The 13795-nt window shown below is 73.8% G+C and carries 16 protein-coding genes and 4 tRNA genes; 11 read left to right on the forward strand and 9 right to left on the reverse strand.

Translation table 11 applies throughout. The annotated features are described in order from the left end of the window. Positions 1-50: 50 nt before the first annotated feature. Positions 51-581, forward strand: coding sequence for a SigE family RNA polymerase sigma factor (locus AC07BF_RS25745; protein ID WP_363376868.1), 531 nt, complete (start codon positions 51-53; stop codon positions 579-581). After that, complete coding sequence (locus tag AC07BF_RS25750) at positions 578-1558, forward strand: hypothetical protein (RefSeq protein ID WP_363581405.1); 981 nt, start codon at positions 578-580, stop codon at positions 1556-1558. The genes AC07BF_RS25745 and AC07BF_RS25750 overlap by 4 nt, the downstream gene beginning before the upstream one ends. A 112-nt stretch (positions 1559-1670) precedes the next feature. Here AC07BF_RS25750 and AC07BF_RS25755 read toward each other — a convergent pair whose 3' ends face one another. The 5 genes from AC07BF_RS25755 to AC07BF_RS25775 all read right to left on the reverse strand — a co-directional run bounded on the left by AC07BF_RS25755 (position 1671) and on the right by AC07BF_RS25775 (position 3102). Then, complete coding sequence (locus tag AC07BF_RS25755) at positions 1671-2216, reverse strand: Uma2 family endonuclease (RefSeq protein ID WP_363581403.1); 546 nt, start codon at positions 2214-2216, stop codon at positions 1671-1673. 115 nt (positions 2217-2331) lie between these two features. Beyond that, a tRNA-Phe gene (locus tag AC07BF_RS25760) sits at positions 2332-2405 on the reverse strand. 27 nt (positions 2406-2432) lie between these two features. After that, positions 2433-2506 (reverse strand) — tRNA-Asp (locus AC07BF_RS25765). 55 nt (positions 2507-2561) lie between these two features. Further along, positions 2562-2634: transfer RNA gene (locus AC07BF_RS25770), tRNA-Glu, on the reverse strand. A gap of 126 nt (positions 2635-2760) precedes the next feature. After that, positions 2761-3102, reverse strand: coding sequence for a metallopeptidase family protein (locus tag AC07BF_RS25775; protein WP_350880588.1), 342 nt, complete (start codon positions 3100-3102; stop codon positions 2761-2763). A gap of 70 nt (positions 3103-3172) precedes the next feature. Between AC07BF_RS25775 and crcB (AC07BF_RS25780) the strand changes: the two genes are divergently transcribed. The 6 genes from crcB (AC07BF_RS25780) to AC07BF_RS25805 all read left to right on the forward strand — a co-directional run bounded on the left by crcB (AC07BF_RS25780) (position 3173) and on the right by AC07BF_RS25805 (position 8723). Further along, positions 3173-3664, forward strand: coding sequence for a fluoride efflux transporter CrcB (crcB, locus tag AC07BF_RS25780; protein ID WP_363581401.1), 492 nt, complete (start codon positions 3173-3175; stop codon positions 3662-3664). Then, positions 3661-4011, forward strand: coding sequence for a DUF190 domain-containing protein (locus AC07BF_RS25785; RefSeq protein ID WP_363581399.1), 351 nt, complete (start codon positions 3661-3663; stop codon positions 4009-4011). Before crcB (AC07BF_RS25780) ends, AC07BF_RS25785 begins: the two co-directional genes overlap by 4 nt. Next, the gene (gene crcB, locus AC07BF_RS25790) at positions 4008-4382 is read left to right on the forward strand and encodes a fluoride efflux transporter CrcB (protein ID WP_363581397.1); all 375 of its coding nucleotides are present in this window, start codon (positions 4008-4010) and stop codon (positions 4380-4382) included. Before AC07BF_RS25785 ends, crcB (AC07BF_RS25790) begins: the two co-directional genes overlap by 4 nt. Before the next feature lie 420 nt (positions 4383-4802). Then, positions 4803-5234, forward strand: coding sequence for a hypothetical protein (locus AC07BF_RS25795; protein ID WP_363581395.1), 432 nt, complete (start codon positions 4803-4805; stop codon positions 5232-5234). A 196-nt stretch (positions 5235-5430) separates the two neighbouring features. Next, the gene (locus AC07BF_RS25800; protein ID WP_478333969.1) at positions 5431-7662 is read left to right on the forward strand and encodes a DEAD/DEAH box helicase; all 2232 of its coding nucleotides are present in this window, start codon (positions 5431-5433) and stop codon (positions 7660-7662) included. Between the two features lie 203 nt (positions 7663-7865). After that, complete coding sequence (locus tag AC07BF_RS25805; RefSeq protein ID WP_363581391.1) at positions 7866-8723, forward strand: TIGR02452 family protein; 858 nt, start codon at positions 7866-7868, stop codon at positions 8721-8723. A 79-nt stretch (positions 8724-8802) separates the two neighbouring features. Here the strand turns inward: AC07BF_RS25805 and AC07BF_RS25810 are convergent, their stop codons facing one another. Further along, complete coding sequence (locus tag AC07BF_RS25810; RefSeq protein WP_063348325.1) at positions 8803-9138, reverse strand: hypothetical protein; 336 nt, start codon at positions 9136-9138, stop codon at positions 8803-8805. A 125-nt stretch (positions 9139-9263) separates the two neighbouring features. Between AC07BF_RS25810 and AC07BF_RS25815 the strand changes: the two genes are divergently transcribed. Beyond that, the gene (locus tag AC07BF_RS25815) at positions 9264-9788 is read left to right on the forward strand and encodes an RICIN domain-containing protein (protein WP_363628086.1); all 525 of its coding nucleotides are present in this window, start codon (positions 9264-9266) and stop codon (positions 9786-9788) included. A gap of 17 nt (positions 9789-9805) precedes the next feature. On the opposite strand, the gene AC07BF_RS25820 is transcribed toward AC07BF_RS25815, so the two are convergent. Continuing rightward, positions 9806-10501 carry a tyrosine-protein phosphatase gene (locus AC07BF_RS25820; protein WP_363581389.1) on the reverse strand — a complete coding sequence of 232 codons (696 nt, stop codon included), beginning with the start codon at positions 10499-10501 and terminating at the stop codon, positions 9806-9808. Between the two features lie 54 nt (positions 10502-10555). Continuing rightward, a complete protein-coding gene (locus AC07BF_RS25825) occupies positions 10556-11320 on the reverse strand; it encodes an SDR family oxidoreductase (RefSeq protein WP_363581387.1) in 765 nt (254 codons plus the stop codon). A gap of 163 nt (positions 11321-11483) precedes the next feature. Between AC07BF_RS25825 and AC07BF_RS25830 the strand changes: the two genes are divergently transcribed. Then, the gene (locus tag AC07BF_RS25830) at positions 11484-12257 is read left to right on the forward strand and encodes a nucleotidyltransferase domain-containing protein (RefSeq protein ID WP_363628071.1); all 774 of its coding nucleotides are present in this window, start codon (positions 11484-11486) and stop codon (positions 12255-12257) included. A 37-nt stretch (positions 12258-12294) separates the two neighbouring features. Further along, positions 12295-12367: transfer RNA gene (locus AC07BF_RS25835), tRNA-Lys, on the forward strand. A 129-nt stretch (positions 12368-12496) separates the two neighbouring features. Here AC07BF_RS25835 and AC07BF_RS25840 read toward each other — a convergent pair. Next, positions 12497-13579 carry a fatty acid desaturase family protein gene (locus tag AC07BF_RS25840; protein ID WP_363581383.1) on the reverse strand — a complete coding sequence of 361 codons (1083 nt, stop codon included), beginning with the start codon at positions 13577-13579 and terminating at the stop codon, positions 12497-12499. Positions 13580-13795: the final 216 nt, after the last annotated feature.

The raw sequence follows: 13795 nt of genomic DNA on the forward strand, positions 1-13795 counted from the left end.
CAGGCAACGGTTCGCGGCGGTTTCGGGCTCTGGGGGTTGAGGAGGTGCTCATGGGAGCCCAGAAGACCGCGAGGGACGAGGAGTTCCGCGCGTTCACCGGCAGCGCGTGGACGCGGCTGCTCAGGACGGCGTACCTGCTCGCGGGGGACCGGCACACCGCCGAGGACCTGGTCCAGCAGGCCCTGGAGCGGGCGTACGTCGCCTGGAGCCGGGTCCGGGCGGCCGACGACCCGCACGCCTACGTGCGCCGGATCCTGATCAACGAGCACGCCCGCCGGTTCCGCCGCCGAGCGGCCGAGGAACTGGTCACCGCCGTCCCCGACCGGGCCGCACCCGAGGGCCCCGACGGCTACGCGCGGCTGGACGAACGGGCGGCGCTGCTCACGGCCCTCGGCACGCTGCCGCCCCGGCAGCGGCAGGCCGTCGTGCTGCGGTACTGGGAGGACCTCACCGAGACCCAGACCGCCGCGGCGATGGGCTGCTCGGTCGGGACGGTGAAGAGCCAGGCGGCCAGGGGCCTGGCCAAGCTGCGGGAGGCCTCCTCACTCAACGGGCTGGCGAGCATCGGAGGCGGAAGATGAGCAACGAGGGCAACGTGGGGGCCATGGGGAACGTGGACGGCGAGGACAGGGCCGGGGCGGGGTCCGAGGCCTCGGCGGCGCGGGTCCTGGGCGAGCTGGCCGGAAGCGTCGAGATCGGGGCCGTCCCGTACGACCGGCTGGTTGCCGGGGGGCGGCGCCGGCTGCGGCGCCGGCGGCTGCTGACCAGCGGGGCGGTGGCGGCGCTGGTCGCGGCGGCCGTCGTCGGGGGGACGGCACTCGGCGGGCTCGGGCTCGGGCGGGGGCCGGGAGACGCGGCCGACGCGGGGGCGGTGGTGGCGGACGCCCGGACCGTCACCACCGCCGAGGCCGCCGCAGGCACCGCAGGCACCGCGGGCACCGCCACGACACCGACCGCTCCCGCGCGGGATCCGTTCACCCCGGTCCGGGTCGTGGTCGGCCAGGGCACCACGAACGGCAGGCAGTGGCAGGCGTGGGCCGCGTTCTGGCCGGCGGCCGCCACCAAGGAGGACGCCCTCCGCCAGGCCCGGCTGATCTGGGCGGACCGGCACGCGGCCATCCCGCAACTGCCGGAGACCACCCGGGCGGACATCGACCGGAGCTGGCACCCGGACGTGGACCTGGTGAACCTCTACGCCACCGTGGACGGGCAGCGCCAGGTCGACGACGCGATGCACGACACCCCCGCCCCGGGGACGCCGGACGGGGCGATCATCGACCGGGCCACCTCCGGAGGGGGGACGATGCTCGGGCTCAAGGGCGGGGAGCTGGGCGCCTCACCGGTGGTGATCGCCGGGGTCCGGCCCCAGGTCGCGAAGGTCGTGGTCACCTGGGACACCGGCGGCGTCAGCGCGTCGGTGCCGGTCGCCCTCGGCGACTCCCCGACGCACTGGTACGCGATCGCCAAGAAGCCGGGCGCCCAGGCCCGCACGTTCACGTACTACGCGGCGGACGGCTCCGTGCTGGGCACCGACGCCAGCTGGTTCCGCTCCTACTGAACCCGCCCGGCGCTGTGCGGCCTCGGCGCCGCCCGCGCGACCGGCCCACCTCCCCCTCGGGTCAGCTCACCCGGCCGCCGGGCGCGCTGACCCGAGGGGGAGCCGCCCGGGATCAGTAGGGCAGCAGGTCGCCGGTGACCAGCTCGAACCCGAAGGGCTCCGGAACGCGCAGCGTCTCGCCGAACGCGATGTCCTCGCGCCGGTGGTACCGGGTGCCGTCCGGCCTGCTGAAGAGGGTGACGGTCTTCTCCCGCGCGTCGACCAGGAGGTACAGCGGGATCCCCATCAGCGGGTAGTCCCGCACCTTCCCGACCCAGTCGTTCTCGGGGTTGGAGGGCGAGACCAGCTCGACCGCGATCGCGGCCAGCTCGGCGGGCACCTGGTTGTCGGTGGTGGCCAGCGCGTCGTCCGGAAGGTACGTCAGGTCGGGATTGCGGCTCTTGCCGACGTTGGGCGAGACCAGATCGGTGTTCTCGCTCGGCAGCAGCCCGGCCGGGGTGTGGGCGTCGAACTGCCGGCGCACCACCAGCAGGTTGCGCTGGTGGATCCCCGAGGGGCTCACCATCATGGTGATGGTGTCGCCGGAGAGCTCCACCTTGAAGCCGTCGGGCAGGCTCCTGCGGGCTTCTTCCAGGAGCTCGAAGTGTTCCGGGGTCATGAGTGCGACGCCTCCCGAACCGAATCCACCGGTATCCGGCAGCCAGCGTAGTCGGCGTCCGACCCCCGGGACGGCGGAAGCCCCGCAGCGATCACGCTGCGGGGCTTCCGATCTGTGGCCAGGGCCGGGGTCGAACCGGCGACCTTCCGCTTTTCAGGCGGACGCTCGTACCAACTGAGCTACCTGGCCGTACTACACCGTCTCTTGCGAGACGAGCGATCCCGACGGGACTTGAACCCGCGACCTCCACCTTGACAGGGTGGCGAGCTAACCAACTGCTCCACGGGACCTTGTAGTGGTTTCCCACTAAGGTCTTGCGGCACTGCTTTTTACTACGGTACTGCGTGCCCCCAACGGGATTCGAACCCGTGCTACCGCCTTGAAAGGGCGGCGTCCTGGGCCACTAGACGATGAGGGCTTGCGGCCTGTCCCGCTGTTTCCAGCGTTCGGGGACGTCGAGAAGCATATGGGATGCAGGGCGGATCGCCAAAACGGGTTTCGGCCGGGTGGGTGGGGGCCGTCCGAGGGCCGCCCGGGGCGGGGGTCAGGACCAGCCGAGTTCGTCGAGTTCGTGGTCGTCGAAGCCGAAGTGGTGGGCGACCTCGTGGATGACCGTGGTGCGGACTTCGGCGACGACCTGGTCGTGGGTCTCGCAGTGCCGGAGGGTGGGGCCGCGGTAGATGAGGATCCGGTCGGGCAGGACGCCCGCGTACCACTCGCCGCGTTCGGTGAGCGGGGTGCCCTCGTAGAGGCCGAGGAGTTCCGGGTCGGCGGGGTCGGGCTCGTCCTCGACGAAGACGGCGACGTTGTCCATCATGGCCGCGAGCTGCGGGGGAATCTGGTCGAGGGCGTCGCTGACCAGCGTCTCGAACTCTTCCCGGGTCATCTCCACCGGTTCATTGTCGGGTCTGGAGTGACGCTGTGCCAGACGGCGGAAGCCGGTGTTTGATGGGGTTATGGCGACCTCGGACGGCACGGTGGACGGCCCGGCGCGGACCCGGCCGGTGGGCGACGGGACGGCCGCCCGGAGACGGCCGCCGGTGTGGCGCGGGCAGGGGCCGGCCGTGGCGGTGATCGCGGTGGGCGGGGCGATCGGGGCGGTGGCCCGGTACGGCGCCGGGCTGGCCTGGGCGAACGGGCCGGCGGCGTTCCCGTGGACGACGCTGCTGATCAACGTGGTCGGGTGCGCGGTGATCGGGGTCTTCCTGGTGGTGATCACCGAGGGGCGTCCGGCGCACCCGCTGCTGCGGCCGTTCTTCGGCACCGGGGTGCTGGGCGGCTTCACCACCTTCTCGACGTACGCGGTGGACATCCGGCGGCTGGTGGAGGAGGGGCGGCTCGGGCTCGGGCTGGCGTACCTGGGGCTGACGCTGCTGGGTGCGCTCGGCGCGGTGTGGGCGGCGGCCGCGCTGACGCGCCGTCTGATCGCCCGCGGGGGCGTGCGGTGAGCAGGTTGAGCGGGCCGGCGCTGCGGCTGACCGTGTTGGTGGGGGAGAACGACCGCTGGCACCACCGGCCGCTGTACAGCGAGATCGTGCACCGGGCGCGGGCGGCGGGGCTGGCCGGGGCGAGCGTGTTCCGCGGGATCGAGGGGTTCGGGGCGTCGTCGCTGGTGCACACGGCGCGGCTGCTGTCGCTGAGCGAGGACCTGCCGGTGGCGGTGGTGATCGTGGACGAGGAGGAGCGGGTGCGGGCGTTCCTGCCGCAGTTGGACGGGCTGGTGGCGGAGGGTCTGGTGCTGCTGGACCGCTGCGAAGTGGTCAGGTACGTGGGGCGGGAAGAGGCTTCGGGGTGAACTGGCTGCTGGTGGTGGCGGGCGCGGTGGTCGGCGCGCCGCTGCGGTACCTGACCGACCGGGCCGTGCAGGCCCGGCACGACTCGGTGTTCCCCTGGGGGACGTTCGCGGTGAACGTGGTCGGCTGCCTGGTGCTCGGCCTGGTGACCGGGGCGGTGGCGGCGGGGGCCGCGTCCCCGCACGTCCAGGTGCTGCTGGGGACGGGGCTGTGCGGGGCGCTGACCACGTACTCGACCTTCTCGTACGAGACGCTGCGGCTGGTCGAGACCGGGGCGGGGCGGTACGCGCTGGCGAACGTGGCGGGCAGCGTGGTGGCGGGGCTGGCCGCGGTGTACGCGGGGGCGGGGCTGGCCTCGGCGTTCTGGGGCTGAGCGTCTGCCGGTCTGCCCGTCTGCCGGTCTGCTCGCCTGCCGGTTCGGCGGGCTGTGGCGGATGCGGCCCGGACGCTTCCTGGCGCGCTGCCCGTGTCCCGTCGGGGCGGGCGCGCGTTGGGCACCGAAAAGCGGCCGCGCGAGCAGTGGGCGGCCCGGGTGGGGCGGTGGAGAGGGATCTCGGTGGCTTCGGTGCGGGCGGTTCGGGCGGTGGTGCGTACGGCTTCGGTGCTGGCGGTGGCCGGGCTGGGGTTGACGGGGTGCATGTCGGTCGGTCCTGAGGCGGAGGTGAAGCACGGGGTGGCGCCGGTCGGGCAGGCCGGTCCGGCGGGCAAGCCGGGGGTGACGAGCGGGCCGTCGGCCTCGCCGAGCGGCGCGCATCCGGGGAGTGCGTCCGGGCGCCCGGAGCGTTCGGGGGGCTTGCAGAGCGAGAACGCGCCGGCCGGGGTGACGGCTGCGGCGGCGGGCGAGGTGGCACCCGGCGCGAACGGCGCGGCCGCCGGCGTGGTCCCGGTGCCGGGGGCGCCCGCCGTGGACGCCGCGCCGGCCGGCACCGGCGCGAACGGTTCGGCGGGGGGCGTGAGTGCCAGCCCCGCGCCCCGGCCGGGCGGCGGTGCGTCGGCCGGTACCGGTGGTGCGGCGGGCACCGGGGGCGCGGGCGGGGCGGGCGGCACCGGTGAGGGCCGCTCCGGCGGCACGGCGGGCACGCCGTCGGCCACGCCGAGCAGCCACTCCTCGACGTCCCCCGAGCCCGAGCACAGCTCACCCGCCGCGACCGTCCCACCGACCACGGAGCCCTCGGCCGGCAACTCCGGTTCCTCGGCCCCGAGCCCGCATGCGGGTGGGCATTAGCGGGCTGGCCAGGGCATTTGCCTCTGATCCCGAGGTTCGTCTATGGTGGTAGATCGTTCGTTTGATTCATTTGACTGGCGCCCTATTCCCATCTGGCGCCCTTGGCGCGTTCCGGCGATCCGTGGCTGACCGCATAGAGGCGGTTGTGAAACAGAACCCCCGGACTTTGGCGCGTGCCACTTCCGGAAGGTTTTACATGTCTCTCGTTGACGACGCCCGCTTCGCCATGCCCGCGAGCGAGGCCGCCGCCGATGTCACCGACACCGCCGACACCCTCACCGACGCCGTCGAGGCCGTCGAGCCCACCGACGCCGACGCCGACGTCGAGCTGAACGCCGACGCCGTCGAGGCCGAGGAGGCCGTCGAGGCCGCCGAGCCCACCATCACCTTCGGCGACCTGGGCCTGCACGACGACGTCGTGCGCGCCCTCGCCAAGCGCGGTGTCACCACCCCGTTCCCGATCCAGGCCGCGACCATCCCGGACGCCCTGGCCGGCAAGGACGTGCTGGGCCGTGGCCGCACCGGCTCCGGCAAGACCCTCAGCTTCGGCCTGCCGCTGCTGACCCGCCTCGCCGACGGCGAGCGCACCAAGCCCAAGCACCCGCGCGGCCTGATCCTCGTCCCGACCCGCGAGCTGGCCATGCAGGTGGCCGACGCCCTGGAGCCGTTCGGCTCGGTGCTCGGCCTCAAGCTCAAGGTCGTCTGCGGCGGCACCTCGATGTCGAACCAGATCTACGCGCTGGAGCGCGGCGTCGACGTCCTGGTCGCCACCCCCGGCCGTCTGCGCGACCTGCTGAACCGCGGCAGCGCCAAGCTGGCCGACGTCCGGACCGTCGTGCTCGACGAGGCCGACCAGATGGCCGACATGGGCTTCCTGCCCGAGGTCACCGAGATCCTCGACCAGGTGCCGGCCGGTGGCCAGCGCCTGCTGTTCTCCGCCACCCTGGAGAACGAGATCGACACTCTGGTCAAGCGCTACCTGAAGAACCCGGTCACCCACGAGGTCGACCCGTCGGCCGGCGCGGTCACCACCATGACCCACCACATCCTCGTGGTGAAGCCCAAGGACAAGGCGCCGATCACCAACGCGATCGCCGCCCGCAAGGGCCGCACGATCATCTTCGTCCGCACCCAGATGGGCGCCGACCGCGTCGCCGAGCAGCTCATCGAGGCCGGCGTGAAGGCCGACGCGCTGCACGGCGGGATGACCCAGGGCGCCCGTACCCGCGTCCTCGGCGACTTCAAGGACGGCTACGTCAACGTCGTCGTCGCCACCGACGTCGCCGCCCGCGGCATCCACGTCGACGGCATCGACCTGGTCCTCAACGTGGACCCGGCCGGCGACCACAAGGACTACCTGCACCGCTCCGGCCGCACCGCCCGGGCCGGGCGCTCCGGCGCCGTCGTCACCCTGGTGCTGCCGCACCAGCGCCGCGGCGTCTTCCGCCTGATGGAGGACGCGGGCGTCGACGCCTCGCGCCACATCCTCGACCACGCCTTCGACGCCGAGGTCGCCAAGATCACCGGCGCCCGTTCGCTGATCGAGGTCCAGGCCGAGAGCGCGGCCGGCATCGCCGGTGCCGCCGAGCGCGAGCTCGCCGACATGACCCGCCAGCTGGAGCGCGCGCAGCGCCGCACCACCGAGCTGCGCGAGGAGGCCGACCGCCTGGCCGCGCGGGCCGCCCGCGAGCGGGCCGAGCTGGGCATCGAGGACGAGGCCCCGGCCGCCGAGGCGGGCGACGAGGCCGCTGCGGAGACCCCGGCCACCGAGGCGCCGGCTCCGGCCGCCGCGCCGCAGGCCGAGGAGCGCACGCCGTCGTACCGCGAGGCGCGCACCGAGCGTCCGGCCTTCGGCCGTGACCGTGACCGCGATGACCGTGGTGGCCGTTCCGGTGGCTTCAACCGTGACCGTGACGACCGTGGTGGCCGTTCCTTCGGTGACCGTGACGACCGCGGCGCCCGTTCCGGTGGCTTCAACCGTGACCGTGACGACCGCGGTGGCCGTTCCTTCGGTGACCGCGACGACCGCGGCGCCCGCTCGGGCGGTTTCAACCGTGACCGTGACGACCGTGGTGGCCGTTCCTTCGGTGACCGTCCGGCCCGCACCGGTGGTGGCTTCGACCGCGACCGTTCCGGTGGCTTCAACCGTGACCGCGACGACCGCGGCGGCCGTTCCTTCGGCGACCGCCCGGCCCGCACCTTCGGTGACCGCCCGTCCTTCGGCCGGGACCGCGACGAGCGCGCCGGCAGCAACAACCGTCCGTTCGCGCGTCGTGACGACCACCGCTCCGGCGGCCGTCCGCAGGCCTCCGGTGGTGGCTTCGGCCGTGACCGTGACGACCGTGGCGGCGCCCGCTCGGGTGGCTTCGACCGCGACCGTTCCGGTGGCTTCAACCGCGACGACCGCAAGCCGCGCTGGAAGAACTGACGCCGTACGGCCGGTGGTTGACCACCGGTAGCTGAACACCTGAACACACACGACGGGCCCGCTCCATGCACTGGAGCGGGCCCGTCGCGTTCCCCCGATGCCCCCGGTACCTCCCCCGGTACCCCTCGCGCCCCCGAGGCGTTGTTCTGCAGCTGAGAATAACCTGTGGCGCGGCCCGGCGGAAGTCCCGTAGCGTCCCGGACATGAGCAGCAGACTGCACGACGTGGCCCGGGTGAACGAGGAGATCGCCGAGCGGGGGAGCTACCGGGCGGCCGGTGGCGAACTCGTCACGGTGGGGGAGCAGTTGGCGGCTGCCAGGGCCGGCACGGTGTCGTACGCGCCGCCGGCGCTGGACGCGCTGCTGAGGGGCGGGGCCCCGGGGCCCGGGCCGGGTGGGCCCGTCGGGGCGGTGGAGGTGACGGCCGAAGGCAGCATCGAGGCCGCCCGGCGCCTGGTCGAGGGCGGGGCGGGCCCGGTCGGGGTGCTCAACTTCGCCTCCGCGCGCAACCCAGGCGGCGGCTACCTGCGCGGCGCCCGCGCCCAGGAGGAGGACCTGTGCCGCAGCGCGCTGCTCTACACCTGCCTGCTGGAGGCGCCGGACTACTACGAGGCGCACCGCGCCTCCACCGACCTCCGGTACAGCCACCGGGTGATCGTCTCGCCCGACGTACCGGTGATCCGCGGCCGGGGCGGGGACCTGCTGGCGCGGCCGTACCCGGTCACCTTCCTGACCTCGCCCGCGCCCAACGCGGGCCAGCTGGAACGGCGCTCGGCCGACGTGGACGTCCGGGGCGTGCTCGCCGAGCGGGCCGTCCGGGTGCTCGCGGCGGCGGCCCGGCACGAGGTCCGCACGCTGGTGCTCGGGGCCTGGGGCTGCGGGGTGTTCCGCAACGACCCGGCCCAGGTCGCCGAGGCCTTCGAGGGCGCGCTCTCCCGGTACGGGGCGGCCTTCGAACAGGTGGTGTTCGCGGTCTGGGACCGCTCACCGGTCTCGGCGAACCGGGCCGCGTTCGAGGCGCGGTTCGGCGGGGCGGCGCAGCCCGGCGCGGCGGTGCGCTGAGGCCGCCGCCGGGTGTCGCCGCCGGGTGTCGCTGCCGAGGCCGGTGAGCGGGCCGGCGCGCGGCTCGCGCCGGGTGCTGCTACCGCTTGCGGGCGGCCAGCGCCGTCGCGGCCGTAGAGGCCGCCGCGACCACACCGGTGACGGCGAAGACCGACGGCCAGGCGCCGATCTTCTTCGCCAGCGGATGCGAACCGCCGAACGCCGCCACGTACAGACCGGTCAGCGCCGCCGCGGTGGCCGCGCCCGAGCTGCGGTGCCACTGCGCGGCCGCCCCGGCACCGGCCACCGCCAGCACGGCGCCGCCCAGTTCGCGCCGGCCGCTCCAGCGGGCGACGCCGTAACCGCCCACCAGGCCGCTCGCCGCGGTCAGCGCGGCGGGCGCGGCGGCCGAGAGCACGTTGGGGACCTTCGCCATCGTCGACTCCACTCGTAGAGGTTGTCCTGACTTCCTGTTCCGGCTTCCGACCATAGCCCGCCCGCCCCGCGCGCCGGTCCGGGCCTCCAGCCTCCAGCAGGCCGCCGTCTTCCCTGCCGTCTTCCCTGCCGTCCGCTCCGCCGTCCGCTCCGCCGTCCTCGACTCCGAGGCCTGTCGGCCCCCGGTGGCAGACTGCGAGCGTGACTGACACCGCGATCACCGACGGCCGCTACCGGATCCGCAACGTCGACAGCGGCCTGCTGCTCGAAGTCGCCGACGGCAGCCGGCGCAGCGGCGCCCGCGTCCGCCAGGGCGCGGACGACGGTTCCGACGCCCAGCTCTGGCAGCTCACCGCCGTCCACCCGGGCGGCGCCCTCTGCCACCTGGAGAACGCCGCCAGCGGCAAGCGCCTCGACGTCACCGGCGCCTCCACCGACGACGGCGTCCCCATCCAGCAGTGGTCCGCCAACGCCTTCGGCGCCCAGGAATGGCTCCTCGAAGCCCACGTGGACGCCCCCGGCACCTACACCATCACCAGCTTCATCAGCGGCAAGCCCCTCACCGCCGCCGCACCCCCCGACCCCACCGTCCACCAGTGGGAGGACACCGACTCGCCCGCCCAGTGGTGGCGCTTCGAACGCCAGGAGTAGGTGCGTCCCCGGGCCGGTCAGGCCGACAGGTTGGCGCGCAGGGCGGTCAGTTCCTCGTCGGTGACGCCGTGGGCGCGGAGGTAGGCGGGGACGGAGGAGTGCTGGGTGTGGATCCAGCCCAGGGCGGAGGCGAGGAGTTCGGCGGTGACGGGGCGGGAGACGCGTTCGGTGCCGGTCTCGTCGACGTAGGGGGTGGGGCCCCGGTCGAGGCCGAGGCCGACGTTGGAGAGCAGGAAGTCGGCGGTAACGTCGGCCTCCGAGGCGCCGAGCAGGGACTGCAGGACGGCGATGGTCAGGCCGGTGCGGTCCTTGCCGACGGCGCAGTGCACGAGGGCGGGCAGCGCGCCGGGGGCGGCGAGGCGGCGGACGACGGCGGCGAGGGACGGGCCGGCGGTCCGGGCCATGAAGGGGTAGAGCGCCGCCTGGTCCTCGGGCCAGGGCTGGTCGATGTCCTCACGGTTGGCGGGCAGGGTCGGGAGGTTGAGGGCCTCGTGGTCGAGGCCGTGCCGCAGGTCGGGCCAGACCTCCAGCTCGACCGGACTGCGCAGGTCGAGGACGGTGCGCAGGCCGAGGGCCTTGAGGCGCCGGGCGCCCTCTTCGGTGAGGGTGTGGAAGGAGCCGGAGCGGTAGAGCACGCCCCGCCGCAGGGCGCCGATCCCGCCCGCGTCACGGAAGTTGCGCACACCGGGGATGTCGATGAAGGCATCGGTCATGGCCCCACGGTACGGGCGGGGGCGGGCCGGCGGAAGGAAACCGGAGGGAACCTTTCAGCGCCCGCCGGAGACGTCCAGGAAGGCGTTGGTGGTGTACGAGGCGGCGGGGGAGAGCAGGAAGAGGATCGCCTCGGCGACCTCCTCCGCCCGTCCGCCGCGCCGCATCGGCAGCCCGGGGGCGACCCGGTCGACCCGGCCGGGCTCGCCGCCGAGGGCGTGGATGTCGGTGTGGATCAGGCCGGGGCGGACGGCGTTGACCCGGATCCCCTCGGCGGCGACCTCCAGGGCGAGGCCGCGGGTCATCGAGTCGACGGCGCCCTTGGCGGCCGCGTAGTCGACGTACTCGTTGGGCGAGCCGAGCCGCGAGGCGGCCGAGGACACGTTGACGATGGCACCGCCGCGGCCGCCGTGCCGGGTGGACATCCGGCGCACGGCCTGGGCCGCGCACAGGAACGGGCCGGTGATGTTGGCGGCCCAGATCCGGTTCAGCCGGTCCTCGTCGATGTCCTCCAGCCGGCACTGCTTCTCCAGCGTGCCGGCGTTGTTCACCAGGCCGGTGAGCAGCCCGAGTTCGGCGTCCACGGTGGTGAACAGCCGCTCCACCTCGGCGGTGCGGGTGACGTCGGCCCGGACGGCGAGCGCGGTGCCGCCCTCGGCCCGGACGGCGTCCACCACGGCGGTGGCCGAGGCCTCGTCCGTGCGGTAGTTGACGCAGACCCGGTAGCCGCGCCGGGCGGCGAGCAGGGCGGTGGCGGCGCCGATGCCGCGGCCGGCGCCGGTGACGATCAGGACGCCGTCGTCGGAGGTGGTGGTCGACATGCTCGGTACGCTACCCGGCGGACCGGCCGGGGCGGGCCCCGGAGCGGAAATCGTTCGCCCGGCGCGGCCCGGACCGGCGAGGATGCGGTAGCGGCGCCGCCACCGCAGCCCTGCCGGCTGCCAGGTCGAGAGGCGTCGAGAGAGTCGAGAGAGGAGACCGGCGATGTCCGACGAACCCGCACCCGTACCCGCACCCGCACCCGTCGTCCCCGGCACCGTCCTGCTCGCCGGGGTGGTCGGCTCCACCGCGTACGGCTTCGCCCACGCCGGCTCCGACGTCGACCGGCTCGGCCTGTACGCCGCCCCCACCGAGGAACTGCACGGCCTGCACCGCCCGGCCGAGTCGCACGTCACCACCGGGCCCGACGTCACCCTGCACGAGGCCGCCAAGTGGTGCCGCCTGGCGCTGTCCTGCAATCCGACCGCCTCCGAGCTCGTCTGGCTGCCGGACGACCTGTACGAGATCCGCACTCCGCTCGGTGCCGAACTGGTCGAGATCCGCTCGAGCTTCCTCAGTGAATCGGGCGTCCGGAAGGCCTATCTCGGTTACGCAGAGCAGCAGTTCCGCAAACTGCTGACCCGCGACACGACCGACCCGGCCACCCGCCGCCGGGCCGCCAAGCACGCCCGGCACCTGGTCCGGCTGGTCGAACAGGCCGTCCGGCTGCACGAGACCGGCCACAACCTGGTCCGCCTCGCCGACCCCGGACACGTCCGCGACCTCGGCGAACGCATCGCCGACCGCCCCGCCGTCGCCGAATCCCTGCTCGCCGACGCCGCCGACCGCCTCGCCCGCCCCGGCGTCCTCCCCGCCGCCCCCGACCCGCGCCCCGCCGAATCCTGGCTCCGCCGCGTCCGTGCCGCCCACTACGCTCCGCCCCCCGCCCCCGGCGCGCCCGCGCAATCCACTGGCGGAGCCCTGCGCCCCACCGGGTAGGATCACGGTGGCCCTCCCCAACCGGGACGAGGGCCGCGGGCCACTAGCTCAATTGGCAGAGCTGCGGACTTTTAATCCGTAGGTTCAGGGTTCGAGCCCCTGGTGGCCCACCGAACTGAGGCCAGGTCAGACACCCTCTGACCTGGCCTTTTGCATGTCCGCCGCCGGTGAACGCACTGCGGCACCCCGGCTGGTCGAGTAGCCGGGGTGCCGCGGTGCGGTGTGGGTCGTGGGGCGGATCAGGCCGCGGCGCGGATCGGGGCGCCGGTCTGGTGGAGGTGGGTGAGGATCTCGCGGTACGAGCGGAAGAGGCCGGTCTCGTAGTAGGTGATCTCCTTCTCGGCGCAGAAGTCGCGGGTGAGGACGGCGGCGCGGCGCAGGGCCGGGGTGGGCATGCTGGGGAAGAGGTGGTGCTCGACCTGGTAGTTGAGGCCGCCCATCAGGGCGTCGATGAAGTAGCCGCCGCGGACGTTGCGGGAGGTGAGGACCTGGCGGCGGAGGAAGTCGAGCCGCATGCCGGGCGTCACCATCAGCATGCCCTTGTGGTTGGGGGCGAAGACGCAGCCCAAGTAGACGCCGAGCAGGGCCTGGTGGACGGCGAGGAAGGCGAAGGCCTTGCCGACCGGGAGGGCGGCGAAGACCAGCCCGAGGTAGGCGGCGAAGTGGGCGACCAGCAGGAAGCCCTCCAGGTAGGGGCGCTTCATGATCGGGCTGCGCAGCGCGCGGAAGCTGTTGTAGCTGAGGTTGAGGCCTTCGAGCAGGAGCAGCGGGAAGAAGAGGAACGCCTGGCGGCGGCCGATGAAGCGGGCGATTCCGCTGGCCCTCCTGGCCTGGTCCTGGGACCAGACGACGAGGTCGGGGGAGACGTCCGGGTCCCGCTCCTCGTGGTTGGGGTTGGCGTGGTGGCGGGTGTGCTTGTTCATCCACCAGCCGTAGCTCATGCCCATCAGGAGGTTGGCGACGATGCGGCCGCCGATCTCGCCGGCGCGGCGCCCGGTGAACACCTGACGGTGCGCCAGGTCATGTGCCATTAATCCCAGTTGGGCGAAGACGATGGACATGGCGGCGGCCAGTCCGAGCTGGAGCCAGGTGTCGCCGAGGGCGAACATGGCCCACCAGCCGCCGAGGAACGCGGCGAGGACGAGGCCCGCGCGGACGGTGTAGTAGACCGGGCGTCGGTCGAGCAGGCCCTCGGCGGTGATCCGGCGGCTCAGTTGGGCGAAGTCGCTCCCGCCGGTTCCGGGCGGGGCGGTGTCCGGTGGTCCGGCGGGCGGCTGCGGCCGGGTTTTCGCGGTCGGCGTCCCCGCGGTGTCGGTGGTCATGGTGCTGAGTCTGGTCTAGCGAACGGGCCTTGAGAAACGGGGGCATCCCCCTGGGGTGGGGTGAGGAAAACCCCCGGACCGTCCTGGGTGGCTGCGGACGTGCGGCGCGTGGTGCCTGATGGTGCCGCAGGGGCGGGGAGAGGTGGCGTAGGTCACGTCGTAATCGGCTGGTTTCGGGCGTTCTGTGGCGAGCTTGCGCCGTGGTGGCCGGGGTTG

This window comes from Kitasatospora sp. NPDC043950 (assembly GCF_056435345.1).

What these genes read in the sequence shown, in the direction of transcription:
- AC07BF_RS25840 (WP_363581383.1), bottom strand. Translation starts at nt 13,579, where the DNA reads ATGACCACCGACACCGCGGGGACGCCGACCGCGAAAACCCGGCCGCAG.
- AC07BF_RS25805 (WP_363581391.1), top strand. Translation starts at nt 7,866, where the DNA reads ATGAGCAGCAGACTGCACGACGTGGCCCGGGTGAACGAGGAGATCGCC.
- crcB (WP_363581401.1), top strand. Translation starts at nt 3,173, where the DNA reads ATGGCGACCTCGGACGGCACGGTGGACGGCCCGGCGCGGACCCGGCCG.
- AC07BF_RS25820 (WP_363581389.1), bottom strand. Translation starts at nt 10,501, where the DNA reads ATGACCGATGCCTTCATCGACATCCCCGGTGTGCGCAACTTCCGTGAC.
- AC07BF_RS25800 (WP_478333969.1), top strand. Translation starts at nt 5,431, where the DNA reads ATGTCTCTCGTTGACGACGCCCGCTTCGCCATGCCCGCGAGCGAGGCC.
- AC07BF_RS25745 (WP_363376868.1), top strand. Translation starts at nt 51, where the DNA reads ATGGGAGCCCAGAAGACCGCGAGGGACGAGGAGTTCCGCGCGTTCACC.
- AC07BF_RS25825 (WP_363581387.1), bottom strand. Translation starts at nt 11,320, where the DNA reads ATGTCGACCACCACCTCCGACGACGGCGTCCTGATCGTCACCGGCGCC.
- AC07BF_RS25830 (WP_363628071.1), top strand. Translation starts at nt 11,484, where the DNA reads ATGTCCGACGAACCCGCACCCGTACCCGCACCCGCACCCGTCGTCCCC.
- AC07BF_RS25810 (WP_063348325.1), bottom strand. Translation starts at nt 9,138, where the DNA reads ATGGCGAAGGTCCCCAACGTGCTCTCGGCCGCCGCGCCCGCCGCGCTG.
- AC07BF_RS25755 (WP_363581403.1), bottom strand. Translation starts at nt 2,216, where the DNA reads ATGACCCCGGAACACTTCGAGCTCCTGGAAGAAGCCCGCAGGAGCCTG.
- AC07BF_RS25775 (WP_350880588.1), bottom strand. Translation starts at nt 3,102, where the DNA reads ATGACCCGGGAAGAGTTCGAGACGCTGGTCAGCGACGCCCTCGACCAG.
- AC07BF_RS25750 (WP_363581405.1), top strand. Translation starts at nt 578, where the DNA reads ATGAGCAACGAGGGCAACGTGGGGGCCATGGGGAACGTGGACGGCGAG.